The following is a 25,115-nucleotide window of genomic DNA, read 5'->3' on the forward strand; positions in this document are numbered from 1 at the left end:
ATTACTCCACCAACCTTCTTAGGCATTCAAATAAGCTACTACTGTAAATTGTATTACAATCTTCATTGGTCAAAGTCTTACAGAATTCTATCATATTTATTAGCTTTGCTTGTTGCAAATAGTCTACAGCACTTTTACTAGTATTTTGTGAAGACGTAAATTTATCTAATGCAGCTGGAACAACTTCATATAAATCATTTTCCAAATCTATTTGTGATAAAAAAATATTATTTTCTTTTAACATCATAATTTTATCATTAAATTTTTTGAAATAAAATTTTTGTAACATCATTTTTTTATCAATATAAACCTCTTTTGTTTTAACATCTTTAAAACTTCTATTTTCTATTTCATCATCTTTTACTAACCTCAAACATCTATTAATTCCTAATAAGTTTATATTTTTTTCTGTTTTATTAAATTTTAAATCATTGTCAGTTTTTACAATGATACTAATACCTAAACAATCTAATATTTCGTAATATTCCTTGAAATTTACTCCATCTACTTGTAATATGTATTTCCCATTACATTCATATTTATGATCCACTGTTTCAAGAATTCTTTTAAATAGTATTGATTCTGATGGTCCCTCAATCAATAAAACCTTATCTACAAAAATAGCTTCGCATAAATTTTCATTTAATTTACTTTTAAGTTGCTTATATTCTATTGGAACTTTATAATGACATGATTGTACAATAGGTTTACCTCTAAAAGATAATTTGATCAAATTTACATTGTCCATTCTAGTTACTATTTGAGCTGAATGTGTTGTCATAAATAAATATTTAAATAGATTGTCCTCAAATATTTGGTATGACAACGAAATTTGCATAGATCTATGCAAGTGATTTTCTATTTCTTCAATTAAAAATATATTTATTTTATAATCTTCTAATTCTCTACATTCTAAGCTGAGCAAAGAATATTCTACAATCTTTTTTCTTCCATCACCAGATGTGGGATAAGAAATATCATCTCTACCAACCATGTATGGAACTAATTTTGAATATATGTTGTCCATTTCAACTTCAGATTTGATTTTAATATTTAGATTCTCATCACGATACTTTTTATATTCAGTACTTATATTGCCTTCAAATTCATTTATACTTTTAATTTCTGAAATCTGTTTATTTAAACCTTTTATACTTTCTTTAAGATTATTCTTTTCTTCTTTTGTAACAGTTTTTTCATTTCTAAATAAGTGTTTGGTATAACGATTAAATACATTTTCCATTTGTATTGATGAATCTATATAAATAACATTAAAAATTTTATCTACCTCAAAACTTTGTTGAGATCTTGGCATTATTTCAAGAGTTTCTAGAGACGATCCCCAAAGCATATCTATTTCCCCAATTAAATGTTCATCATTATACTCTGAACGCAATTGGATACAAAGTTCTCTATCTGCTGTTTTTAGTACCCCCTTTATTTTAGTATATATTTTTTTATTATCATTATCTTCTTCATCTCCTATGTCTAAAGTTAAGGTTATGATAATAGGTTTAGATGTGTCTTTTTTATAAAAGTCAGAGTCTACGCACCCCTGGAGTCTATATTTTCTATCCAACATAAATCTTATGGCATATAGTAAATTAGTTTTACCTATGTCATTTACGCCAAAAATTACATTAGAATTTCCGATGCATATATTTATGTCATCGAAGTTTCTAAAATTCTGTACGTGTAAATTCTTAAAGTTCATAAAATCACCTTTCATTTTTAATTTCAATTTCCCATTATAGACATTACATGAAATCTAATATTTACAAGTATCTTCGTATATTTCAACTCCATTGTCTTAGAAATAAATTTAAAACTTATAAACATTAATATTCTTCTGTCACTATTAATTCTTTAAAAATATTCAACAGTAAAAATTTTACCTATTGTCTCTAAACTCACGACTACACTTTAATCCAATAGGATGTAATTAATTTCATAAATGCCATAAAATATTACTCATTCAATATCTCCAATATCTCCTTCCCATACTTCTCCACCTTAATAGCCCCAAAGCCTCTAACTTTAAGCAATTCCTCTTTAGTTCTAGGATATTTCTCAATTAAATCTTCCATCTCAGCATTGTTAAATATAAAGTATGCAGCTACGTTTTCTTTCTTACAAGTTTCTAATCTGTACTTCTTTAAGCTTTCTATTAATTCTTCCTTGGTTTTCTTAACTTCATTTTTGCTTTCTACAGGCTCTTCTGATATTTCTTCAACTGCTACTTCTTTAATAACCTCTACCTTTTCATCTGAAGGTAGCTTGTACATATTAGAAGGATTTTCTATATCTACAGCAATGTTTTTTATTTCTTCTGAAGCACTTTCTTTTACATCTTTAATAAAATCCTCTTCAGTGATGCCATACTTAGCAATATTATTAAAGGAAATTGGAGCATTCATCTCCACAAGTAAGTCTGCAATTTGGTTCATGTACTTTTCTGATAGATTATATTCATTCTTCTTATTATTCTTATGTTTTTCTAATTGCTTACCTATTTGATCATACTTATAAATGCTATACTTTATATCATTAGGGCATTTGTCTTTATCAATAATTGACTTTGTATTTGCTATAACCACTAAGGATATAATTGGTAGATTATTTACATTGAGCTTCTTGGAAAGTAAGTCCTTCATAATGTTAACGTGCCTTTTGTTTTGGGAAACTGGGCTATATATTCCCTCTTTATATGCTCTACCGCCTTTAGCTCTTATGGTTCTTATAAAGTCACCATCTCTGTTTATTGTGATGTCTCCATTGAGCTTTTTAGTCTCTAATATTGCCATAAACTTATTTGTTATAACAACAAAGTCTAACTGTGCCACATAATCCTCATGTTCAATTCTAATATCATGAAGGCATAGCATTGGCATGAAAGAGTTCTTTAGCTCATAATACACATTATTTTCCCCTGCTATCCCTTGTTTAAGGAACATAATATCTCTTTCAATAAGTTCTTTCTTTTCATTATTAGCTATTTTCACATATAATTCTTCTAAATCACTAAGTTGATTGTTCTCTTTACTGAAATCCTTTACAAACATTGGTTTATTTATAGTTTTCACTTCACCAAACAAAAATTCCAAGAATGACATTTAACTCTCCCCCACATTCAAATACCATTTTCTACAATATTATTCACATTATACCACTTTGAAAATGCAAGATTTGTTGAATAATGTCAATATGTTTACATTTTTAAACTTCTTTTCATATTTTTAATTTTAAAATATAAAAAGAACCCAATTAAGGGTTCTTCTTTAGATGTATTATGATTTCCTATGATATGGTTCTCCATAATCAATATAACATAGCCTTTTGCATCTGTAGCAAACCTGCCCTCTACCTAATCTCAACATTCCTCTTAAAGGAATAATAGGTAGCTGTAAAATAACATATATAAATAACTACAATTAGTAATAAGGATATGCCTATATTGAACATAAATGCCTTATCTCCAATGTATATATCAATTATTGTGCTGTATGCAGATTTAAATGCATTAAAGAATATATAGAAACCAAAAATTGCTATAATTATTGGCATGGTAAAATACAAGGATATTTGTTTTAGGATTAGCTTGCCAATGTCTTTATTATCTATCCCTAGTTTCCTTAAAGTGATAAATCTTCCTTTATGCTCAATGGAGTCTGACAGCTGCTGCAGCGCAAGTACTGTTAAGCTTATCATGAGTAAAACTGCCCCTCCATATATTCCAAGGATTCTCATGCCTAAGGTAACATTTAAAATTTCACTAGTTTCTGCTACCTTTAATCTAATTATTAAAGGATTACTCTTTCTGTTTTCACTTAGCATATTGCTGTAAGTTTTTGTGAACCAGTTTGGTATAAGTTCTTGTTCAAGGCTTATTACCTCCTCATGACTCAGCTTTTTACTGGTACTTCCATAAAAGTCCTTAGCTGCTAAGTGTAAGTCTTTACACAAATCATCAGGTAAAATCACAAGTCCACCTTGGAAGGTTTTATAAATATACTCTCCAATAGAATCTTTGTAGTATGGGGTTAAACTAATGTTAAGCTCCCTGTGCTTTATTTTCAAAGTTGAATTTTCACTTATATAATCATTAATGAACTTCTCATCTGCAAGCTTCTCCCACTGGGTTGTGAACTCATTACTAGAAAGACTTATTTCACTATATCCAAGGATTTTTCTTAAATGATTATAATCACTTAGCCCTATAGCAAATAAGGGCATATTTTTAGGATTTGTTTCGTAGCTTTTTTTATCATAAATATAATATTGCTCTACCTCACAATAATCTTTTAAATTATAGTTCTCATTATCTAATTGCTTTACTAAACCACTAAAATCAATTTTTAAGATATCCTCTGGGTTACTCATGATATTTAATTTACTTGATGCAACGATGTCAAAAGGAATTCTATTATCTAAATATCCTAGACTCCACTGTGACAGTAAAAGTGTTAAAGTAAAGCTCAAGGCTGCACCTAAAAAGGTTAAGGAGATTGTAGCCATTAAAATAGGTGCTGTTTTTACTTTTGAAACTACTGCTCCAATTAAAAATAAATTTGTGTATTCATACTTAAACTTTATCCATCTTTCTTTAACTGCAATTAGCACATATGCTAAGGAGTAGAACAGTGCATAGGTTCCTAAAATAAACCCTGATATTGCCAGCTTTGCATAGGTGATTTCATTACCCTGCTTTAGCTCAGGATTGCTTAGCACTGGTAAAATTTTATGGATAGAATAGCCGCAAAGTATATAAAGTAAAATAGCTGCTATAAATGCACCAATATAAATTATTTTACCTCTTTTAAATTGAAATTCAGTTTTCTTTTCATCATTTAGCATATGAATGAGTTTAGTTTTACTTAAAACCCTTATATTCAAAAGTCCAATAACACAAAACATTGCAGTAAAAAATAACAAGGTTATTGCAACAGTATCCATATAAAGTTTAAAAGAAAACACAATGTTTTGATTTATTGTCATAAGAATTAAGGCAGTAACTAGTTGTGAAAATAAAGTTCCAAAAAATATTCCAAACACTATGGAGCCTAACCCCATCACAAGGGTTTCTATAAAAAACATAAAGGCCACATTTCTTTGGGGAATGCCTAGTAATATATAGGTTGCAAACTCTCTTTTACGTCTTTTTATCATATATTTATTTACATAACCTATGAGCACAACAAGTAAGGCTGTTATGATATAGGTGGTGTTCTTTAACATGATTTTAAGATATTCAAAGTTATAGGAGTCCTCTGTTATGAGTTCATAATGTGAACTTGATAGTGACATAAAGGCATAAAACAAGCTTACACATATAGTTAATGTGATGAAATAAATGGCATAATCCTTAATAGATCTTCGTGCATTACTTAAAGCTAGTTTAGCGTACATCTCTCACATCACCCCCAAGCAATGCTACCACATCCAGAATCTGATTAAAAAATTGCTTTCGTGAGTTTTGTCCTTTTATAAGCTCTGTAAATATCCTACCGTCTTTAATAAATAAAATTCTGTCACAATAGCTTGCAGTGAAGGAATCATGGGTTACCATTAAAATAGTTGCTCCTAACTCCTTATTTAACTGGGAAATCATTTCTATAAGCATTTGCGCTGACCTTGAATCCAAGGCACCTGTTGGTTCGTCTGCCAAAATAAGCTTTGGATTTGTGATTAAGGCTCTTGCACAGGCACATCTTTGCTTTTGCCCTCCTGAAACCTCGTAGGGATATTTATGAAGGATATCCTCTATGCCCAGCTCTACAGCTACTTCCTTTACCTTGGTATCAATATTTTCCTTTTTATACCTATTAATTGTCAGTGCTAAAGCAATGTTCTCATGAATTGTCAAAGTATCTAGTAGGTTAAAATCTTGAAAGATGAAACCAAGATTTTCTCTTCTAAACTTTGCAATATCTTTTCCATTAATTTTCGTTAAATCCTTGCCGTCTATATAGATATTTCCTGAACTTACCTCATCAATGGTAGATATAGTATTTAATAAAGTTGTCTTACCTGATCCAGAGGGTCCCATAACCCCTACAAATTCTCCACTGAATACCTGAAAGCTCATATCGTCAATAGCCTTCACCACATTGCCTTTGTTTCCATAGTACTTTTCTATATTTTTAATATCTAATATCATATCCAATATTATCACCTCAATTATATTGTACATAATTTCTTCCCTAGTTGATTTCATTAAACCTTACTTTAAAGTTACAACTTTGTCACTTTATAGATAAACAAGCTCAAGACTTAGTTATCTTTAAATATTAAAAATTGATTAGATTAAGGTACCTTAGTTATTTGTTACATATTGAGCTTGCAAAGATTAGAACTTTATATGTGTAGCTTTTTTGGAGAAACCACTTCTTGTAATAAATAATTTAAATGTTCAAGTGATTTCTCAATATATGAGAGGCAGTGGGTGGGATTTTACCCCAATTCTACTACAGGTAAAATTAAAGAGCCTTCACTATAAAAAAAGAGCCTATATGGCTCCACCCTTACAAAAGTTACCTTTAGGAAAAGTAATTATTACTTTTGTATATAAATCTTCCTTAGAGTCTGCCTCTATTAATAAACCTAACTTATCACAAAGTTTTTTGCAAAGATACAGTCCTATTCCTGTAGATTTATGATTTTGCCTTCCTTTGCTTCCTGTGAAGCCCTTTTGAAATATACGGTTAATTTCATTATCAGGTATTCCTATTCCGTTATCTTCAATAATAAGCTGAATACCATTTTTAATATCTCTTGTATAAATCTTAACCATAGGAAGTTCACTTCTTCTATACTTTACTGCATTAACTACTATTTGATTAATTATAAACTCCAGCCACTTACTGTCGCTGTATACACTTTTATTAAGTTCAGTTAAATCTATGTCTATATTATTGTGAATAAACATGTGCTTGTCTCTGATAAGCACATTATTCACACACTGCTCTAGGGAAATTTCCTTAATAAGATAGTCCTTCTGGGTTTCCTCGCTTCTTGCATAGAATAAAGCCTGCTCAACATATCTATCAATATTTTCAAGTTCTTTAAGTACTGCTCTTGAAGTACTTGTTCTATTATTTTCTTCTACGAGTTTAATAGCAGCTATGGGCGTTTTTACTTCATGGATCCACTGCTCGATATATTCTTTATATTCCTTACGCTGAAACTTACTCTTATTTACTTCTTCCAGCATAGCCCTTCCAGCTATCTTAATTAACTTGTAGTAAGGAACTGCATCAATAAATGGAGGTTTATCAAGTATTTCTCCCAGGAGAAATTTCTTGTCCAAACTTTCTGCAGTTTTTAAAATATCCTCGTAATATATCTTTCTTTTCCTATATTCATATATTAAAAAAACCGTATAGATTAAAGTCCAAGCTATTGCAATTGTAATTATAGTATCAAAGGTATTTCCCACACTAAAAAGAAAGGTACTTAAGGTGATTAATGCTATAAAATTAAGTAAAATAGCCTTTATTTTTTCTTTCAAATAATCTCCTAAATTCATATTATATACCCTTGTCCCCTTTTAGTTTTTATAAATTCGCTGACTCCAATATCCTCAAACTTATTCCTAAGTCTTGTTATATTTACTGTAAGAGTATTATCATTTACAAATAGTGCACTATCCCACAAATACTCCATAATGTCCACTCTTGATACTATCCTTCCCTTATTAATCAATAGGTAATGAAGTATTTTAAGTTCATTTTTCGTAAGCTCCATTTCTTTATCCCCATATTCAACTTTACTGGACAGTATGTTTAACCTAACGCCGTTATGTTCTATAAAATCTCCTGATTTTTCATTGGGGTATGCCCTCTTTAACAGTGAATTTATTCTTGCCAGGAGAATTTGACCGTTATATGGCTTCGTAATAAAGTCATCCCCACCTAAGGTTATACTCATTAGCTCATCAATATTTGTATCTCTGCTTGTGATAAATATAATTGGCACTGTTGAAAAACTGCGTATTTCTGTGCATATTTTAAACCCATCATCATAGGGCAAATTAATATCTAAAAGAATTAAGTGAGGATTGAATTCCTTCACAACCTTAGGTATTTTACCAAATTCCATAGGCTTCACAACATGATATCCATTATGAGTTAATAGATTTCCTATCTCACTTTGAAGCTGTTCATTATCTTCTACAATCATAATACTAAACATATATCTTTGCCTTAGCGAGACAACGGATAGCCAAGGCTAATCTCTCACTAATATCCTCCTCTTCTATTTTACTCTTCTACCTTCTTCACCTTTTTATTAAGGATTTTATAAAAGGATTTTGATGCTCCACATTTATCACCCTATTCTCAACTTTTGGATATTAAAAGTTGATAATCTAGAGTGAGTAAAGTTTATTTTATTCTCACATTATACCATAATATGGCTATACAATTCATTTCATTATATTTACAAATAGAAAATGAGCCAATATGTCAAATCACATAATGACTCCTTATTTCTCAATAAAATCTTATTTATTTGTGGTACGGTTCTCTGTAACAGATTTAACCTAATCCAAGCTAATAGCCTACTTGTATGCCATACTCTGTTTTCTTAATAGCTACCTTTAAGATTTTTGTACCATCTATATCTGTTTTCAGATTCATTTTTATCTTTATAAATATTCATTATTTTACCCAAGTTAAATGCAAATTCTATAAAGGATTGTCCGGTTGAAGTTACTATATTTCCATCCACTACAACATCCTCCTTAAGTATTATAGATTGCTTAAATAAATCTATATAATCTGCATCAGCTTTTAACCCATCGCTATCTCCTGTACACCTTTTATTATTCAATATCCCATAAGCTGCCATGAGCTCTGTTCCTCCACAGATCCCTGCAATAACTTTTTCATTTTTATTCATATTTTCAATGAACTTCTTAAGAATAGCATTTTCGTAAAGATAGGCTGGATTACCACCTGGTATTACAAATAAATCAATGTCGTCAGGGTTAAGCTCTTCAATTAGTTTATCTGGTACAAATTTTTGTTTTTCTTCACTTATAAAAACTTTATTTTCTAAAGCTGCAGTAATAACATTGTGTGAGGAAAATTCTCCAGCTACAAATACAACCTCGAATTCACAAAAACCATCATAATAAAAAATACATATATTCATAAATATCCTTCTTTCTATATTATAGTTCCTTAAGAACTTTTATTATTTTTTCATTAATAAATTTTGAAGATTCTTTTTCTAACATTCTAAAATATAAACTTCTTAAAAACCCCTTTATATTTACTTTCAGATGATAACTATCAATGTAACTACTTTGGTTCTTGTCACCCATAAACCCTTGTAGCCAGTGTATTATTTCAGAATCTCTTAATATTTTTCGATTAAGTATACTCTCTACTACTGTAACCATCCTTTCACTTTCTTCATCTATATAAACATAGTAGCCTATACATACCTTAGCTTTTAAACAATTCAATATGTTTATTAAATCATTTTTATTAATATAGCTGCATTGAGCTAACTCATCTAGTGCATCTGCAGTATGAGCCGCTGAGTGAGCCCATCCTTTTTCCTCAACATACCCTCTAAGGTCTCTTTCCTGTAGCATATATTCTATAATTTTTGTCTTTACCTCCTTGAGCATTTCTTCTGATAAGAAATTATCTTTCCTAAATTCATATATAATAAGTGCTACTATTAGTACTGAGAATGACCTTTTAAAAACACTATCCTCATGGTTTTCACCTATTTTATAAAAGAGATGAGAATTGCCTAGACTAATATTTAGCAATTCTCTAAGTTGTTCAAAGTTTAATCTATTTTCAGTTATCCAATGGTATAAAATTCCATATATCAACTCATCCCTAAGTGTTGGATTTATAGACCCTATATTCTTCATCATTTCTAGTGCAAGTGTAAAGTAATTTTCATTTTTTTCTAGTAAAAAATTATTACTTTGAATTTTTATTAGTTTTTCCATTAGATTGTTTTCTTCAACAGTCATAATATATCCCCCTCACCTTCCGATACTCTATATTTTTATTATAAAGCACAATGACTGACACCTATATGTCAGTCATTGTATTTACTATATATATTTTTAATATATACTCGGATTTCTTCTCTTAACTTTTTTGGAGCTATAACTTCACATTTATAACCAAAGCTCAAAATAAATTTTTTTAGCCCCTCATCATCAGGAAAGCAATCCTCAACTATATATTCTTGATTTTCTATAACTCTAATTTTATCTTTGGAAAAATACTCACTTAATTGCTCACCTATTTCACTGGAAAACTTTAATGTGATAAGAATACTGTTTTTTTTATAACTTTCACTAAAAATTCTCTCAATTTCCTCTTTTGAAATTGAATTTTTAATGAAAATTTCACCTAGCTTCATATTTCTTACTCTAACAAGTTTAAAACTTCTATAATCCCCTCTTATCCTGCAAAAGGCAACTATATACCACTGGCCACCAGCAAACTTTATCTGGATTGGTTCCACTATTCTCTCTGAATATTCCATTTTTCTATTAATATATTCAAATTTCAATATTCTATTATTTTCAATTGCAGTATTTATCAAGAATAAATGCTCTCTGAGTTCCTGTGCCATACTAAAGTGTGACATATCTATACTAAACTTTTCATAGTGTCTCTGTTCATTATTCCGTAAAGCTTCAAATTTTAGTACTATATCATTAAATTGTGGGTTACTGCCAAATAAAATTTTTAAATTATCCATTACAGCAATCAAAGGCTCAATTTCTTTTTTATTAAAGAATAGGTTATTTAAATTATAGTTCTCCATAATATAAAAGCCCCCACCTTTTCCTCCAATAGCTGCTATAGGAACTCCTGCTTCACCTATTTTTTCTATATCCCGATATATTGTCCTTAGGGATACCTCAAAATGCTGCGCAAGTTCTCTTCCCGTTACTGATGGCTTTTGTGAAAGAATTATTAAAATTGATAACAATCTATCTGCTCTCATAATATAAATACGCCTTAAACGTTACCTACCTTTCTTGGGAAATTACACTCTTACTATGATCTATAAATCTTGATATAAATAGCATATCCTATGGCATTCCGTGAGGTTCAGGAAAATTTCATTTATATCATCTCTGGAATAGTTTAACATATTGAAAGAGATTTTTTAAGTGAATTTCCTACATGAATATCAAATCTTATGCCATTATCAATCTTATCTTCACTATTATTTTAGTAAACCCATTTCTGTGGCATATTTCTATGATAGAGAGGTTTCTTAAATTAATATAAAAGTTAAAAGCTGTTTCAAAGGTATTGTTGTACTTTTGAAACAGCTTTTATATTTAACTTACCTGCTCTTACTTGAAGCTTTAGAGGTAACAAGCACTAATTTTATCATAAACCTAATGTGATATCCTTAAAATCATTATGATAAAATTAAACTTTTTATTTTCCAGTTGTAACTCCTTCAGTTAACTTCTTAAGACCTTCAAAATCTATTTCACCTTTATTGCTTGACCCTTTAGCACTGCCACCTTTGTGGTTTCGAGTACCAACTTCTGTATCTGATTTAATAACTTTATTAGCCTTTTTCATAAGATAATCACCTCCTAAGATAATTTGAATTACATCTATTATAATTTCATTAATTCAATTAATTATGTAGGAAATTTTCTTATAGGTTCATGCGGGTGGTTAAGTTATGATTTGGAATTATCTTAGTAAGTTTCACCATAAAAGCCATGTGTAATTTTAAAATGTACTCTTTGTTGACATTCTATTTTGCAGATGGCTTTTTATTGTAGCATTTGGGACAATTATCCCTGTAAAGAGAGAAAATTTCTATAACAACTTATAAACCTCTGACATATCAGGCTCCTGTTCAAGTGGGTAGATTTTATGGAAGATTATATTTTGATTTTCATCTAAAACCACTATGGCCCTTTGTGCAAAGCCCAGATTATCCATAAAAACTCCAAATTGTGCAGCTACATGGCCATGGGGCCAGAAATCAGAAAGTAGTGTAGTGTTTTTGAAACCATTGGTATTTGCTCAGGCAGCATTAGCATAAGGTGAATCCACGCTAACTCCTAAAGCAATGGCATTAGAACTTTGAATTTTCTCATAGTTCTCTTCCAGAGAAGTTATCTGCTTCTGTCACACTGGAGTAAACGCCACAGGATAAAAGGATAAAATCACCTTTTTCCCTTTGAAATCTTGAATACTTACCATGTTTTCTTTTGAACTCATTAACTTAAATTCTGGAGCTTTATCTCCAACTTTAATATTTGTCACATTATCATCTCCTAAAAAAATATATAAATATTTTACCTCTATTTCTTTTTTTTATTAGAAATAAAATAGCAGCTTTGAAAATCCACTCAGATAACAAAGCTAAATTTCCAATATAAGTAAAGGCCAAACCTCTAACCCTCCTAGAGCTACGAGATTTGCTTGGAATTGTGCTAAAGATAAGTTCTTTCATATAACCCTTCTGGGGCACAACAAAAAACCCTGTGGTTTATCTCCACAGGGCTACTAATATTAATTCATCAATCTAACATAGCTTCTCATCATATATATTTAATAGTCCAACTTCCTTAACCCTATTATAAAGCTCTTCACTATCTATTGAGTAAAGGCTAGTTTCCTTCATTCTTTCAAAGTAAATTGATCCAGCAAAGGTGAATTTAAGCTTATCACCATCTGCCTCATACATCTTTTCATTAGAAAAGGCTATAAAATCTCCTATGGCTAAGGTACTTGGCAGTTCAATTTCAGGGAGATTTAGTGCACATCTTACACTGTTATGTCCAGCTAGGTATCCTGTCACCATAGCTTCGGTGTGACCAATGTAGAAACCACTTTTTTCCCCCGCCACAAAGAGGTTGTGAATGCCACGAACCTTCATGGTGTTTTCCCTTGGTGCGATGGATAAATGCCTAATAGAGTTAGCCACTCCTGCTGAATATGGGTCTTCAAATCTTGCTCTTTCAAAGCCTTTTATCTTTCTTAACCTTTCAATAGGATAGTAAGGTGCCATTAGCTTTGCATGACCAGTATCTAAGAGTATTATATTTTCTGCAAAGGCATCTAAGGAATAGTGCTGACATATTTTTATGTTTAACTTTTCAGTGTTTCTCTCCTCTGGTGATAGCGGGATTATGGCAACTCCTTCTTTATTGAGTTTTTCTTGAATTTCCTCACTAAGGGTGTCCTTATTCACCTTTATAGAACCACTGAAGGAGCCATAATTTCCATCTTTACGCCTACCCATCATATCCTTGATACCACATTTTTCTGTGATACTTACTCTACCACCAAAGGTTGGGCATCTTAAAATGCACATTGCACAGCCATTGCCGTACTTATGGCAATTATTCATGGGGCCAGTAGATCCAGTGGTTTCCACAAAAGCATCTCCTGTGATTTTCTTTCCTTCATCTAGTATGATGGCTTTTATCCTTCCATTTTCAAGTTCCACATTCTTAGCTGTGGTGTAGAATAATATCTCAATGCCCATTTCTTCTAATTTGTTTCTTACTTCGCTTTCAACTATATTTACATCGTATATGCTAGCATGTTTATGTCCTGGGAAATCTACGTTTTTATGCCTTGAGCACCTATCTGTAATTTCAAATAATTCTCTTCCTCCAAGTAATATGGATTCTTCTGCAGCAGTGTATCTTCCGTTGTTTCTAGTGAGTCCTCCCACGTTGCCAAGGCCTAACAGTAGATCAGTTCTTTCTAGTAAAGTTACCTTTGCTCCAGCTTTCTTGGCAGCTATAGCAGCAGCGCACCCTGCCCATCCCCCGCCAATTACTACGATTTCTTTCATTTACTGTCCTCCCAAATATTACTCTTTTAAATATAAAAAACCAAAGTTAATACTTAAATCATACAAGGTCCATGTTGGTTATCTTAAAAGATTTAGTGATGAAAATTCATACTTTCATTATTGAATCCTGTAGTTATACAATTATTATTCTATGAACATAGACTAGAATTGGGAACTAACTTCTCGTGAAAAACAATCGCAACCAATGTTGCTTGCAAGTTCTTGGTGAGTAAAAGGCTCATGAAGAAGGTTTATTGGAAATCATTGAACCATGGCGATTCAAATGTTAGAATATTCAAGTAACAAACTAAATTCTTTACAAAATGTGTACTGTATATCTAGTTTAAAGTGCATGTGGAATTTTAGTATAATTATAAAGAGATAAAGTATGAATGCCTAATAAAAGGAACTTCACTAAAAATAAGGAGGAAGATTTATGCTATTTATGTTAATTGTTAAAGCTTCGAAGAATTCAGAAGCAGGAAATCTCCCAAGCCCTGAGCTCATGGAAGCCATGACGAAATACAATGAGGAATTAGTTGACGCTGGGGTGCGGGTTATGGCTAAAGGACTTCATCCAAGCTCCAATGGGATTCGCCTCTCGTATGTTGAGCCAGGGGAAAAGCCAGTGGTTACATATGGCCCATTCACAGAATCTCAAGATTTGACTGCAGGATTTATTTTGATTGATGTGAAGTCCAGGGAGGAAGCTATAGAGTGGGCTATGCGGATGCCAGATCCTCAAGGGTATGGTGAAGGTGAGATTGAATTACGTCAAGTATTTGAGTAGTGAGAGCCTGGTTATAGTTCAAATTATAACCAGGAAGTGCTATCCATCACTCACCTATAGAGGTTGCAGTAATTAGCAAGTATATTCCGCTATATTTACTTCCAAATTTTGTTAGCACCTGCGAGATGCTAACAAAATTTAGGATAATATTTTTGCTTATAAAGCCTACTTCATTATTCCGTAAGTATGAATTATAATTATTGTAACTTAAAAGAAAGGACCATAAAAACTTGAGAGTATATATTGCTATAGATTTTGAAGATTACGTGAAGAATTATTTAGATAAAATAACATCCTCTATAAAGAGCCACTGCAGTGAGGGGAGTTTTACGGAAAAGAATAACTTTCATTTAACAATTCGGTTCATAGGAGAAGCAGATGATGTTCAGATTAGCAAAATAAAAGAAGTGATAGATAGGTCAGTATTAAAGGTAAGTCCTTTTAAATTACTGTTGAGTAACTTAGGTATTTTTAAAAGAAAAAAGACAAATATTTTATGGCTTGGAATTGCAGAAAATCCTGTTCTTAATGAGCTTTCTAAAGAACTTTCCACCCTATTAAATCAAGGGAAGATACCATTTTATGATAAGGGTTTTATGCCACACATCACTTTAGGCCGAAGAGTATTATTTCCTACAGATTCTATAGAATTAAACAATTTAATTGAATTTGATATAATTACTATTCCAGTAAAAGCAATAACCTTAATGGCAAGTAAAGAAGAGAATGGAAAACTAAATGGTGTACCTATTTACGAGGTTAAACTAAAAGAGTTAAGTTAATTTTAAAATTGAAAGGACTATGTGAGACTCACATAGTCCTTATTAGTGCATTATGAAAATAAGCTTTGAGTAATTTGTGCATGACCCCTGGGGTGACCTTTAGATCGTGGGTAAACTTGCTACAGTATTATTATTAGTATTATTATTCACCACGAAGCCACCAACTTATATAAGTGGTGGTAATTAACTAAAGCTAACTCCTCGATTTCACACCCCTGTAAGTATTTTATTTCAAAACCAATTATAAAATTTGTTAATCACCATTGTTTTTTTCAAACAACAAATACCCAAAAGTTATACTGTAAGAAATAACTATAGAGCTAATAATTTTCTCCATTATTCTTAATTCACCTTTTATTAGGTAATTAAATAAAATCCTCAGAGCCAAAATAGCAAAAGCTCCAATAAAAAATTGCAGTAACCTTCTTCTTATTGTACTCCATTTTGATTTTCTGATATTTAAAAATATAGTAATGATAAAATCTAAACACATTAATAGTGCAAATATAAAATAGCTTATTACGAATTGAAGAACAAAAGGAAATTCTATATTCTTATAAATAATGAATAATACCATTATTGTCCATATAATTGCCACAATATACATAAATTTTCTTATAGTAGTCCCCATATTTTTTACACTTTCTCCTTTAGCCTATTGTTTAAACTTTATCTTATCTAACGAAATTATTTCTTTAATAGTAATTATTAAATGAATTAAAGATGCACTCATAGTTACAAAGATTGATGGTATAAATTGCATCATAATAACTGTAATCATATACAAATTGTACCATTTATTATACTAAACTGTATAGAACTAAAGATTCTATACCTGATGTTTTTGAACATACTATTGATACTTTGTTTAAATGTTTTTCTTTTATCATGTGTTATTTGCATATTCACTTTATGAAATCAGTTGTTACCCTATTGGAAATATAGGTTTCCTAGTGGCTACAACTGCTTATCTTTTCATTAGTCTGGGTAAAAATATAGCTGCCTTACAGTAATGGATTTTGAATAATTTAAAGATAGATTAAGTTTGAATTGTTTATCCAAATTAACAGTGATACGGAATCCTCATAAAAATAAACAGATTAAAACCCCTAGGCTTTCTAAAAATCCTAGGGGTTTTAATCTGTTCCACACAAAGAACACTTATATTATTTAGTCTTCTTCACCTTTTTTATCCTTATCAGTTCCTTTGCGCTTTTTTACGCATTCTGTCAATAGATATTCTATTTGCCCATTAATGGATCGAAAGTCATCCTCCGACCAGGCTGCTAGCTCATTCCAAAGACTTGGTGATAGTCGTAATAAAACCTGCTTCTTATCTTTTTCCTTTGACTTCTTATCCACTAACTATCAACACCTCTTCCTAATTTTCATTTTAACAGCATTTTAGAAACTTAAAGTGCGCAAGCTTCTTCAAGGAGCAGTTGCTCAGTGTAGGTAAATTGCTTTGTTAGCAGCCAAAATCTGCTTCCAAAGTTGTTAGTCCTAAAAAGCTTGCTACTACTTTAATAAATTGATCCACTGTTTACGATTGGCTGAGCGTCCTTATTTCCACAAAGTACTACCAGTAGGTTACTTACCATAGCTGCTTTTCTTTCATCATCTAATTCAACTATTTGGTTTTCACTTAACTGAGTTAATGCCATTTGAACCATACCTACTGCACCTTCTACAATTTTTTGTCTTGCTGCAATAATGGCAACTGCTTGTTGGCGTTGTAGCATTGCTGAAGCTATTTCAGGTGCATAAGAAAGGTGAGTAATACGAACCTCTAAAACTTCTAGTCCAGCTATATCAACCTTTTCTTGCAATTCTCTTTGCATGATAGAGGCAACTTCCTGACTGCTACCACGTAGGGATTTTTCATTGCTATTTTCATTCATCTGTTCAACTTCATTGGTATCATAAGGATAGCATCTTGCCACATTACGAATCACAGAGTCACACTGAGTAGAAATATAGTTTTTATAGTTATCTACATTGAATACTGCCATAGAAGCATTTCTTACCTTCCATATTACAACAGCCCCTATTTCGATTGGATTACCTAATTCATCATTAACCTTTTGTTTTCTATTCTCAAGAGTTATTGCCTTTAAAGAGATTTTTTTACCCACAGTATCATGAGTACTATTTTCATGTTCTTTATTAGCAGCAGATTGAGTTACTGCAACGCTTACATGTTTAGAAGTTGGATTTATACCTGTACAGAAAGGATTTACCCAATAAAACCCTTCTTTTTTTAATACTCCTTTATATTCTCCAAATAAGGTTAAAACTAAAGCTTCATTTGGGTTTACTACTTTAAGTCCTATAAACATTAGTGGTGCAATAATTAAAATATAACCAATTGATAATATTATAATACTAACACCAATGGCTGTATTATTTTCTACCACAAGGCTAGCACTTAGTATAATGGCAGCTATTGCCAATATAATTAGTGCTATATTTCCAATAAGCATCCCCATACCACTTCTTGCGTTCATTTCTTTTTCTTCAAAAAGGATTTTCTTATCCTCCATAACGCTACACTCCCTTGCAAAATATTAATATGATATCAAATTGATATCATATTAATATTTTACATCTTTTTGAAAATTATTACAATAGCTTTTGTAATTTTGTTTTAAATATATGTGTACAAAAAGAGTGTACTTATTTGTACACTCCTTCTTAATTATTTATTTTTGGATCTATTATAAATTAGTGTTGATATGGAGACGTTTATAAACACTATAACAATATACAAAATATGGTACAATTGAAGTGTTAATCAATGAAAATACTTTTAAGTTTCGTGGCAATTGTATTTAAGTGTGAATTACCATAAAATTTATGGATTAAAAGGAAAGAGGTAGATAATAATGATTGAAATAGACTATAATAATACTAAAATTGAATTTATTGAGTATCTAAATAATCAAAATAATATAGTACTCTCAACTTGCTCAAATAATAAGGTGACTTCACGAACTATGTGCTTTGTAAGCGATGGGTTTGTTCTCTATTTATTAACAGGAAAACGTTCGAATAAATGCAAGCAGATTGAAATAAATGAAAATGTATCACTATGTGTAGAAAACATGCAAATAGAAGGTAAAGCTAAGATAATTGGAAGTCCAATGGAAGATAAAAATATTGAAGTTAGTAAAATATTTAGGAATAAGCATAAAGGATATTTTGAACGTTTTGCTCATTTTAAAGTTGCTACTTTTATTGAAGTAAAATGTGATTATTTAAAGCAATGGAAAATGGTAAATGACAAAGACTATTTTTACTGTATTGATGTTGGTAAAGAGAGGGCTACAAAACATACATAAGAAAGTAGAATTAATTTTTACATTACATGACACTATAATACTCATAGTTCTTAAAAAGCGACTTAAAGGGTGAATTTTCATTCACCCTTCAAATTTGTATATTATTTCAACATTGCATTAAAGCATAGCCTTTTTTTATGAAATCTATGTTATTTTCTTAATTTTGGACTTTTTAATTTTCTTTCCAAGTAACAATATATTTAAGCTTACCTGCCTGAATCTCTGGCTTTGATTTTATCCATTGTCCAGTTATGCCAAGTTCCTTTGCAGAAGATTCAAAGTGGCACATTGCAATACCCATATCAATATTTTGAATTTTAATACCGCTAAAAGTATTGTTATATTTCTCATCTTCCTCTAAGAAAATATGATATAACCCTTCTGAATCTTTAATAATTCTCCAAGGTTGCTTATTTGATGCGGAAGGACCTAATCTCACTGCTTCTAATACCTTTGCATATTGGCCGATGGTGTCTAAGTTTAGCGAAGTGTTCACATTGTTATTGAAAAATAATTCTTCGCCTTTTTTTCTCTTTTTAGCTCCTACTAAGGTCCTGATAATATTTTCCTTTACTGTTCTTTTATCAGCAGTATACCCTATTGGAGTAATGCAAGGTAACAACTCCTCACTAGATAGTTCTACTTTTTTCGCAAAGCCACCTCTGTTAAAGGTTCCTCCTAGCCAGCAAGTTCCAAGGCCCAACTCTGAAGCCTTAAGAATGACTTTTTCCATACAGTAGCCAAAATCCTCCATAGCATATTCCCCTGGTTTAACAACTCCTACAATATATGTTGTTGCCCCACTTATCATGCCATAAGTTATTAGTGATTTTAACTCAGCTTTATCATATTCCGAAGCATCAATAAGATGGAAGCTAACTTCATTCCCCATGGGACCTTTTTTATTTTCTTCCAAAAAAGTTTTAATAATATCTAACTTTTCTTTTTCAATAGGTTTGTCTATATAGTTTCTTACTGAGTATCTTGTTTCTATGGTTTTTATTACATTATTCATACAACACCGTTACATAAAACCTACAAAGCTCCATACAAATATTATAAAGTTTACTACCTTGCCAAAGCCCTAAGATTTCATATTTTAGAAAAACACTACTTTTCTTAATTTCTTCAAGGTTTTTTTATGCAACTTTCTAATATCTTTTAAGCTTTATACTGTTACTTGTTTTACGCAACTTCCCCCCTTCTTTATGTCTAAATTTATTTCATTTTTCATACCTTACGTTGTAACCTTCGTAAACGCTTTTCTAGTTTTTCCTTTTTAGTCTTACTATATGTTTATAAATTTTTACTCATAAGAGTGTATTTCTAAATTTTTTCCCACAGGTATTCTAGTATTTTCACTTTGAGCTTTTTCTTCTTGGGTTTCCCTCTTGGAGTCTCCCTCTCCTTACTTGTGAAATATTATTCCTTAAGGGCTTCCAAGGGATTTTTTTAAATTGATTATAATTTAATTTTATACAACCGTTAATGTTTTGTCAATAGAAGATTATGAAACAAGAGTTATTAAAACTTCTAAAAAAAAGAGCTAACAAATGTTAGCTCTATTACTATCTAAAATATTTTCTCACTATTTAAATTATACTGGGCTACGCTTAAGTATGTTTATATCTACTTCATGTCTTCCTGTCACAGTCTTAAGCACATTTATACTTTCTTTTACTTCCTTAACATCTGAAGATATATTTCTTACAGCAGCTTCAATCAAACTTGTCTCTTCTTCAAATTTAGTCTCTAAATTCTTAGATGAATTCTCATTTTGTTCTTTATGTGAAGTCTGCACTTCTGCAATAGTATCTATTTCTCTTTCAATAGCATCAAATTTAAGGGAATGCTTTTTTACCTCTTCCCTTATGATTTTTACCTCTTCTTTTATACTTTTAACTTCAGTTTTAAGTTCTGCTTGACCCTCTAAGATTTTAAAAAGCATATCTTTAATTTCAGTATCCAAAATTATCACCTCAAAATTATTTTTCAAACCAAATAATTATTTTACAGATACTTTTTATAGCATTTAAATTATAAGCTTTAATGTTTAAGTGTGCAAGGTAAACTACTTTGTATTTATTGGAAACAATCTATATTTACTATTTTTACTATTTTTACCACCACAGCTAATTTCTATACCATCCCACATGGTTTCATACTTCTTTATTATTTCACCATATTTGAAACAATTTTTAGAGCTTCCGTAATTGCATAGCTAAAGCTTTAGGGTCTATCACCTTCAAAAACATGGCATAATTAATTTATACATAAAGTAAGAGCTTTAGAAAAACAAATTGTATTCACAGTTAATAATCACCCCAGGGGTAATTTCTTTTCCTAGGTTATTCTATGAGCTTATGAAATTCACTTATTTATGTAACCACCTTAGAAGAAAGCCTTTACCTTATTAGCGTATAAGCTTACAGTAAGCAACAGGTGTAAAATTGCACCCGTTAGTTATCTCGTAAAATCACCTTTTATGAGACTTACATTAGATTTAAGTATTACTAATAAACCAGAACTATTAAAGAATGCTATCTTAGTTATATTATTAGTTATATATATCTGAAAACTCAATATTTATTCTTTGGACCCTATCCATAGTATCATTAAGGTTATTCACCTCAATAGAGTCATCCTCTGGAACTAAAAACACAGGGAGATCAATAGTAATTTCCGTACCTTTGCCACTCTCGCTTTGGGCGTAGATGTTTCCTTTAAGCCCGTCTACTACTAAAGCCTTCACAAGTGACAGACCTATTCCACTACCTTCACATTTTCTATGCAAAGATGTATCAACCTGTCTAAAACGATCAAAGATTATATCTATTTTATCAGATGGAATTCCTATTCCAGAATCTTTTACTGAAATAGTTATTTTATCTTTTCTATCAAAAATACATACAAAAATACTTCCCCCTGGAGGAGTAAATTTAATGGAATTAGACAAAATATTTAGTATAATTCTTTCAATACTATCTGGATCACATCCTATTACCTTTTCTTCCATCTCTGTATCAAATATAACATTAATACCTCTAGTCTCTGCATAATTTGCTACTGAAAGAGTAATATCTTCTATTAAAGAAACTATATTATGATTACCAAAACGAATTTTTAAAAATCCTGCATCAATACGCGTAATATCAATAAGATTATTTATTAGCCTTAGAAGTCTATAACTATTTTGTTTCATCATTGTCATATATTTTGATGTATTTTTAAATGTTTTACAGTATACTTTATCTGTATGCATATTTTCAATCAACTGAATAGAAGATAACATTATATTTAAAGGCGTTTTTAATTCATGAGATAGATTTGAAAAAAATTGTGTCTTAAGATTATCATATTCTTCTATATGTGCTGCCATTTGATCAAAAGCTTGAGCTGCTAATGCAATTTCATCTTTTCCTGTAATCTTTGTACGGACATTCAAATTACCTTTTGACATCTCCATGGCAGATGACTTAAGTACAGATATTGGATGAAGTATTTGTCTTCCTATAAAAACACTTGCTATTATACCTACTACAACCATAAATACCAGCATAATTATATCACTTTTTACACCAATAAAAGTTCTAAGCAAAACTTCATCATAGGAGCTACTACCAGAGGCAACCCATCCTAGTTTATTTATAGGTACACTAACCCCTATCATATTTTTTCCATTAAGAGAGGATTTAAATTTTCTTGATTTTACAATTTCACCCTCTAAAACAGTTTTTAGAATAGGATCTTCTTTCACGCTAATCATCTTATCAGCTATATCAGAAATTCCATATCTATATACGAAAACACCCTGACTATCAATCAACCCGAAGGAACTATAATCTATTCCTCTGTTTACCGGCAAAACTTTATCCAGGTCTTCTACATTAATAGTAGCTGTGATTATTCCTATTAGTACATTATCTTTTCTTATGCCTCTTGCTACTACAAAGACTTTTTTACCATCCACACGGGAAATTAACATATCCGAAATTACCCTATTCTCACCATTAATAATTTTATTAATGTATTCTCGCCCATCAATTGAAACACCAAGAGCCTGGGGATTAGAACTTGCACTAACTTTCAATGTAGATATATCTATCCATGAGTATTGTTTTATGGTTGGCTGATTTTCTGATATAGATTTCATATAATTTCCTATTTCTTCACTACTTCCAATATCATTAGAGATTGCAAGTCCCATAGAAAGTTCATTATTCCATATCCCATCAATGTAATTTGTAAAAGCTGAATTAACAGCTTGGGCAAAATCTTCATTAGCTTTTAATTCACGATCTATGCTTTTTTCAAATTCGTTATTTATCTTAAAAAATTGGTATATGATAATTGGAATGAATATTACTATAATCATAAATTGAAGCTTTCTCTTAATGCTTAAATTCCTCATCTTTATCCCCTATCAATCTGTATTCATCTTACTAAATAGCTAAAAATTTGTGATGCCCATGAACAATTTACAAAATAACACTTATATACATATCAAAAGTGACTTTGGGATATTCTTAACTGTGATTTACCTTTATATTTTTTTCATCAATAATATTTATTTACTTAATTCCTTCTCATAATCCTCTAGATTGACGCATAATGTTTATACAAAAACAACACTATTTTGTATGAACTTTTTTGAAATAGTATGAATTTTCTTAAAACAATACTAATTATACCAAATTATACTTAATAATTACATTGTATTACTTCTCCAAAAATAGTTAATATTCGACAAAATTAGATTTTAGGCAACTTTAAGACTTTATCCCTAATGTGATAGTATTGTGTTTTTCCAGTGCCACAGTTTCCAAAAAGAATTACATTTTGTCCGTCTCTTATGAATTTTAAGTGCTAAGATGCTTTAACTTACATTAAAACCTTCATCAATTAAAGCCTCATACCTATGTATTTTCTTCTTTTGTTGCTTAGAGAGTCCTGTTAATCGCTTTTGTTCATTCTCCCTAAAAATTGATTAAGCTTCTCTAAACCTCATGGGTTAAAGCTCTCTTAGTCCTTGGATAAGAAAGCTCTTATCTATAAAGAACCTTATTAAGTATCCAGAGATAAATTTCCTAATTGCCTCCATTTTATTGTTAACAAATTATTCACATATTATTTTGTAAATTCCTCCATCCAACGCATATTTACTATATGAAAGGAGTTGATAGTATGGCAATTAGTTCAGTAAAAAACACAACTGCAATGGTGCTAACTTACAAAATCGGGGTGAACCAAGAGGGTAAGGATGTGTTTGTATCTCAAAAGTTTTCTAAGATTAATAATGACGCTACAAATGAGCAAATTCATTCTGTAGGAACTGCAATGGAAAGCCTTTTAGACTACACATTAGATGATCTTAGAAAAGTTGATGACTACAGCATAGTAGAGGCTTAGTTACAAAAATTAGCTACAGCTAAAAGGATTTTAACCTTGGACAAGCTTTTGCTCTGAGTATCATTAAATTAGATACTCCACAAATATCCTAGCGAGGTTGTAATCTGCGACTTAAAAAAGCCAATAAAAAAATAAAATTTAAGGAGGTAATATTATGGCAAAGGATTTAGTTATGACATTTTCAGATTTACTTGGTGAGAAGTCCAACATTATATTAAAAAATGTGAAGGAAGCTATTGCACCTGAAGAGGTTTCAGTAGTGATGGACACCATTGTTGCTTCTAACCTATTTAACGGTAAGAACAGTAACCTTGTAAAAAAAGAATACGCAACCTTAGTTGAAACAACTAAAACTAGATATGACGAGTTTTAATAAACTTTTTTAAAATGAACTTGTTCATTCTTAATGAGGGGTGCTTTTGCACCCTTTATTTAATAGCAATGAGTAATTTCATTTGGTTCAAATCTTTGGAAGGAACTTTCATGAATAAAATAGTGTTTGTTACAACAAGGGGGCTTTGTGAGCAAAAGAATTTTGATATAACAAAGTATCCTTTGTTTCAAAGTATCCTTTGTTTCATAGTTTGATTTTTAGCGCAAACTCTCCCCTTAAACTTATTTAAGCACTGATAAGGTTGTGGGAACTATCATACTAAAATGTAATTAAAGGAGGTGATCTCCATGGAGGTAAATGAAATTGTTAATCTTATTGGTAATGTTGGGTTTCCAGTGGCTATAACTGCTTATCTTCTCATGAGACTTGAGAAAAACATTGCTGGGTTAACTTCATCAATAAATAAGCTTAACACCATAATTTCTACCAAACTTGGAGTTGTTATCGAAAATAGTTGTGATGATAAAGTAGCTTCTTAAGTTAATATGAAGGATTAAAAGCTGTTTCCAAAGTATTGCAATTACTTTGGAAACAGCCTTTTTTAACTTTAACATATCCTTAGAGTTTAACCA

General features: G+C 30.7%; 25 protein-coding genes. 6 read left to right on the forward strand and 19 right to left on the reverse strand.

Annotated features, from left to right (window positions below; all coding sequences use genetic code 11):
* Position 1: 1 nt before the first annotated feature.
* From RR409_RS04915 to RR409_RS04975, 13 genes are all read right to left on the reverse strand, one after another.
* Positions 2 to 1,714: an AAA family ATPase gene (locus RR409_RS04915; RefSeq protein ID WP_332556612.1), complete on the reverse strand. Its 1,713-nt coding sequence runs from the start codon at positions 1,712 to 1,714 to the stop codon at positions 2 to 4.
* Positions 1,715 to 1,967: 253 nt separating this feature from the next.
* A complete protein-coding gene (locus tag RR409_RS04920) occupies positions 1,968 to 3,113 on the reverse strand; it encodes an NERD domain-containing protein (RefSeq protein ID WP_332556613.1) in 1,146 nt (381 codons plus the stop codon).
* 247 nt (positions 3,114 to 3,360) lie between these two features.
* Positions 3,361 to 5,406: an ABC transporter permease gene (locus RR409_RS04925; protein WP_332556614.1), complete on the reverse strand. Its 2,046-nt coding sequence runs from the start codon at positions 5,404 to 5,406 to the stop codon at positions 3,361 to 3,363.
* Positions 5,396 to 6,163, reverse strand: coding sequence for an ABC transporter ATP-binding protein (locus RR409_RS04930; protein ID WP_332556666.1), 768 nt, complete (start codon positions 6,161 to 6,163; stop codon positions 5,396 to 5,398). The genes RR409_RS04925 and RR409_RS04930 overlap by 11 nt, the downstream gene beginning before the upstream one ends.
* A 342-nt stretch (positions 6,164 to 6,505) precedes the next feature.
* Positions 6,506 to 7,525: a sensor histidine kinase gene (locus RR409_RS04935; protein ID WP_332556615.1), complete on the reverse strand. Its 1,020-nt coding sequence runs from the start codon at positions 7,523 to 7,525 to the stop codon at positions 6,506 to 6,508.
* A complete protein-coding gene (locus RR409_RS04940) occupies positions 7,522 to 8,190 on the reverse strand; it encodes a response regulator transcription factor (RefSeq protein WP_332556616.1) in 669 nt (222 codons plus the stop codon). Before RR409_RS04940 ends, RR409_RS04935 begins: the two co-directional genes overlap by 4 nt.
* A 393-nt stretch (positions 8,191 to 8,583) precedes the next feature.
* On the reverse strand, positions 8,584 to 9,153 hold the full coding sequence (locus RR409_RS04945) for a DJ-1/PfpI family protein (RefSeq protein ID WP_332556617.1): 570 nt from the start codon (positions 9,151 to 9,153) through the stop codon (positions 8,584 to 8,586).
* 19 nt (positions 9,154 to 9,172) lie between these two features.
* Positions 9,173 to 9,997: a DUF2785 domain-containing protein gene (locus RR409_RS04950; protein WP_332556618.1), complete on the reverse strand. Its 825-nt coding sequence runs from the start codon at positions 9,995 to 9,997 to the stop codon at positions 9,173 to 9,175.
* Between the two features lie 68 nt (positions 9,998 to 10,065).
* Positions 10,066 to 10,989 carry a YafY family protein gene (locus RR409_RS04955; RefSeq protein WP_332556619.1) on the reverse strand — a complete coding sequence of 308 codons (924 nt, stop codon included), beginning with the start codon at positions 10,987 to 10,989 and terminating at the stop codon, positions 10,066 to 10,068.
* Between the two features lie 446 nt (positions 10,990 to 11,435).
* Entirely contained in the window at positions 11,436 to 11,585 is a 150-nt protein-coding gene (locus RR409_RS04960; protein WP_332556620.1) for a hypothetical protein, read from the reverse strand.
* Between the two features lie 246 nt (positions 11,586 to 11,831).
* A complete protein-coding gene (locus RR409_RS04965) occupies positions 11,832 to 11,957 on the reverse strand; it encodes a hypothetical protein (protein ID WP_332556621.1) in 126 nt (41 codons plus the stop codon).
* A gap of 189 nt (positions 11,958 to 12,146) precedes the next feature.
* Positions 12,147 to 12,284: a redoxin family protein gene (locus RR409_RS04970; RefSeq protein WP_332556622.1), complete on the reverse strand. Its 138-nt coding sequence runs from the start codon at positions 12,282 to 12,284 to the stop codon at positions 12,147 to 12,149.
* A 262-nt stretch (positions 12,285 to 12,546) separates the two neighbouring features.
* On the reverse strand, positions 12,547 to 13,827 hold the full coding sequence (locus RR409_RS04975; RefSeq protein WP_332556623.1) for an FAD-dependent oxidoreductase: 1,281 nt from the start codon (positions 13,825 to 13,827) through the stop codon (positions 12,547 to 12,549).
* A gap of 436 nt (positions 13,828 to 14,263) precedes the next feature.
* Between RR409_RS04975 and RR409_RS04980 the strand changes: the two genes are divergently transcribed.
* A complete protein-coding gene (locus RR409_RS04980) occupies positions 14,264 to 14,617 on the forward strand; it encodes a YciI family protein (protein WP_332556624.1) in 354 nt (117 codons plus the stop codon).
* Positions 14,618 to 14,847: 230 nt separating this feature from the next.
* Positions 14,848 to 15,399 carry an RNA 2',3'-cyclic phosphodiesterase gene (thpR, locus tag RR409_RS04985; protein WP_332556625.1) on the forward strand — a complete coding sequence of 184 codons (552 nt, stop codon included), beginning with the start codon at positions 14,848 to 14,850 and terminating at the stop codon, positions 15,397 to 15,399.
* Between the two features lie 253 nt (positions 15,400 to 15,652).
* On the opposite strand, the gene RR409_RS04990 is transcribed toward thpR, so the two are convergent.
* From RR409_RS04990 to RR409_RS05000, 3 genes are all read right to left on the reverse strand, one after another.
* Positions 15,653 to 16,030 (reverse strand): hypothetical protein, encoded by a 378-nt coding sequence (locus RR409_RS04990; RefSeq protein WP_332556626.1) that lies wholly within the window; start codon positions 16,028 to 16,030, stop codon positions 15,653 to 15,655.
* A 539-nt stretch (positions 16,031 to 16,569) separates the two neighbouring features.
* Complete coding sequence (locus RR409_RS04995; protein ID WP_332556627.1) at positions 16,570 to 16,761, reverse strand: Arc family DNA-binding protein; 192 nt, start codon at positions 16,759 to 16,761, stop codon at positions 16,570 to 16,572.
* Positions 16,762 to 16,922: 161 nt separating this feature from the next.
* On the reverse strand, positions 16,923 to 17,942 hold the full coding sequence (locus RR409_RS05000; RefSeq protein WP_332556628.1) for an SPFH domain-containing protein: 1,020 nt from the start codon (positions 17,940 to 17,942) through the stop codon (positions 16,923 to 16,925).
* A gap of 342 nt (positions 17,943 to 18,284) precedes the next feature.
* Here RR409_RS05000 and RR409_RS05005 point away from each other — a divergent pair, with 342 nt between their 5' ends.
* Positions 18,285 to 18,740: a pyridoxamine 5'-phosphate oxidase family protein gene (locus tag RR409_RS05005; protein WP_332556629.1), complete on the forward strand. Its 456-nt coding sequence runs from the start codon at positions 18,285 to 18,287 to the stop codon at positions 18,738 to 18,740.
* Between the two features lie 172 nt (positions 18,741 to 18,912).
* Here the strand turns inward: RR409_RS05005 and RR409_RS05010 are convergent, their stop codons facing one another.
* The 3 genes from RR409_RS05010 to RR409_RS05020 form a co-directional block, all read right to left on the reverse strand.
* Positions 18,913 to 19,755, reverse strand: a complete 843-nt coding sequence (locus RR409_RS05010) for a nitroreductase family protein (protein ID WP_332556630.1) — start codon at positions 19,753 to 19,755, stop codon at positions 18,913 to 18,915.
* Between the two features lie 582 nt (positions 19,756 to 20,337).
* Entirely contained in the window at positions 20,338 to 20,709 is a 372-nt protein-coding gene (locus tag RR409_RS05015; RefSeq protein WP_332556631.1) for a hypothetical protein, read from the reverse strand.
* A 588-nt stretch (positions 20,710 to 21,297) separates the two neighbouring features.
* Positions 21,298 to 23,151, reverse strand: a complete 1,854-nt coding sequence (locus RR409_RS05020; protein WP_332556632.1) for an ATP-binding protein — start codon at positions 23,149 to 23,151, stop codon at positions 21,298 to 21,300.
* 773 nt (positions 23,152 to 23,924) lie between these two features.
* On the opposite strand from RR409_RS05020, the gene RR409_RS05025 reads away from it, so the two are divergent.
* From RR409_RS05025 to RR409_RS05035, 3 genes are all read left to right on the forward strand, one after another.
* Positions 23,925 to 24,149, forward strand: a complete 225-nt coding sequence (locus tag RR409_RS05025) for a DUF1659 domain-containing protein (RefSeq protein ID WP_332556633.1) — start codon at positions 23,925 to 23,927, stop codon at positions 24,147 to 24,149.
* A 154-nt stretch (positions 24,150 to 24,303) separates the two neighbouring features.
* Positions 24,304 to 24,522, forward strand: coding sequence for a DUF2922 domain-containing protein (locus tag RR409_RS05030; RefSeq protein WP_332556634.1), 219 nt, complete (start codon positions 24,304 to 24,306; stop codon positions 24,520 to 24,522).
* Between the two features lie 308 nt (positions 24,523 to 24,830).
* Entirely contained in the window at positions 24,831 to 25,022 is a 192-nt protein-coding gene (locus RR409_RS05035) for a YvrJ family protein (RefSeq protein ID WP_332556635.1), read from the forward strand.
* The last annotated feature ends 93 nt before the right edge of the window (positions 25,023 to 25,115 follow it).

Source organism: Clostridium sp., assembly GCF_036642255.1.
GTDB lineage: Bacteria > Bacillota > Clostridia > Clostridiales > Clostridiaceae > Clostridium_J.

Coding starts and splice junctions, on each gene's coding strand:
- RR409_RS04915 (WP_332556612.1), bottom strand. CDS start 1,714: ATGAACTTTAAGAATTTACACGTACAGAATTTTAGAAACTTCGATGAC.
- RR409_RS04920 (WP_332556613.1), bottom strand. CDS start 3,113: ATGTCATTCTTGGAATTTTTGTTTGGTGAAGTGAAAACTATAAATAAA.
- RR409_RS04925 (WP_332556614.1), bottom strand. CDS start 5,406: ATGTACGCTAAACTAGCTTTAAGTAATGCACGAAGATCTATTAAGGAT.
- RR409_RS04935 (WP_332556615.1), bottom strand. CDS start 7,525: ATGAATTTAGGAGATTATTTGAAAGAAAAAATAAAGGCTATTTTACTT.
- RR409_RS04940 (WP_332556616.1), bottom strand. CDS start 8,190: ATGTTTAGTATTATGATTGTAGAAGATAATGAACAGCTTCAAAGTGAG.
- RR409_RS04945 (WP_332556617.1), bottom strand. CDS start 9,153: ATGAATATATGTATTTTTTATTATGATGGTTTTTGTGAATTCGAGGTT.
- RR409_RS04950 (WP_332556618.1), bottom strand. CDS start 9,997: ATGACTGTTGAAGAAAACAATCTAATGGAAAAACTAATAAAAATTCAA.
- RR409_RS04955 (WP_332556619.1), bottom strand. CDS start 10,989: ATGAGAGCAGATAGATTGTTATCAATTTTAATAATTCTTTCACAAAAG.
- RR409_RS04960 (WP_332556620.1), bottom strand. CDS start 11,585: ATGAAAAAGGCTAATAAAGTTATTAAATCAGATACAGAAGTTGGTACT.
- RR409_RS04965 (WP_332556621.1), bottom strand. CDS start 11,957: ATGGATAATCTGGGCTTTGCACAAAGGGCCATAGTGGTTTTAGATGAA.
- RR409_RS04975 (WP_332556623.1), bottom strand. CDS start 13,827: ATGAAAGAAATCGTAGTAATTGGCGGGGGATGGGCAGGGTGCGCTGCT.
- RR409_RS04980 (WP_332556624.1), top strand. CDS start 14,264: ATGCTATTTATGTTAATTGTTAAAGCTTCGAAGAATTCAGAAGCAGGA.
- RR409_RS04990 (WP_332556626.1), bottom strand. CDS start 16,030: ATGGGGACTACTATAAGAAAATTTATGTATATTGTGGCAATTATATGG.
- RR409_RS05000 (WP_332556628.1), bottom strand. CDS start 17,942: ATGGAGGATAAGAAAATCCTTTTTGAAGAAAAAGAAATGAACGCAAGA.
- RR409_RS05005 (WP_332556629.1), top strand. CDS start 18,285: ATGATTGAAATAGACTATAATAATACTAAAATTGAATTTATTGAGTAT.
- RR409_RS05010 (WP_332556630.1), bottom strand. CDS start 19,755: ATGAATAATGTAATAAAAACCATAGAAACAAGATACTCAGTAAGAAAC.
- RR409_RS05020 (WP_332556632.1), bottom strand. CDS start 23,151: ATGAGGAATTTAAGCATTAAGAGAAAGCTTCAATTTATGATTATAGTA.
- RR409_RS05025 (WP_332556633.1), top strand. CDS start 23,925: ATGGCAATTAGTTCAGTAAAAAACACAACTGCAATGGTGCTAACTTAC.
- RR409_RS05030 (WP_332556634.1), top strand. CDS start 24,304: ATGGCAAAGGATTTAGTTATGACATTTTCAGATTTACTTGGTGAGAAG.
- RR409_RS05035 (WP_332556635.1), top strand. CDS start 24,831: ATGGAGGTAAATGAAATTGTTAATCTTATTGGTAATGTTGGGTTTCCA.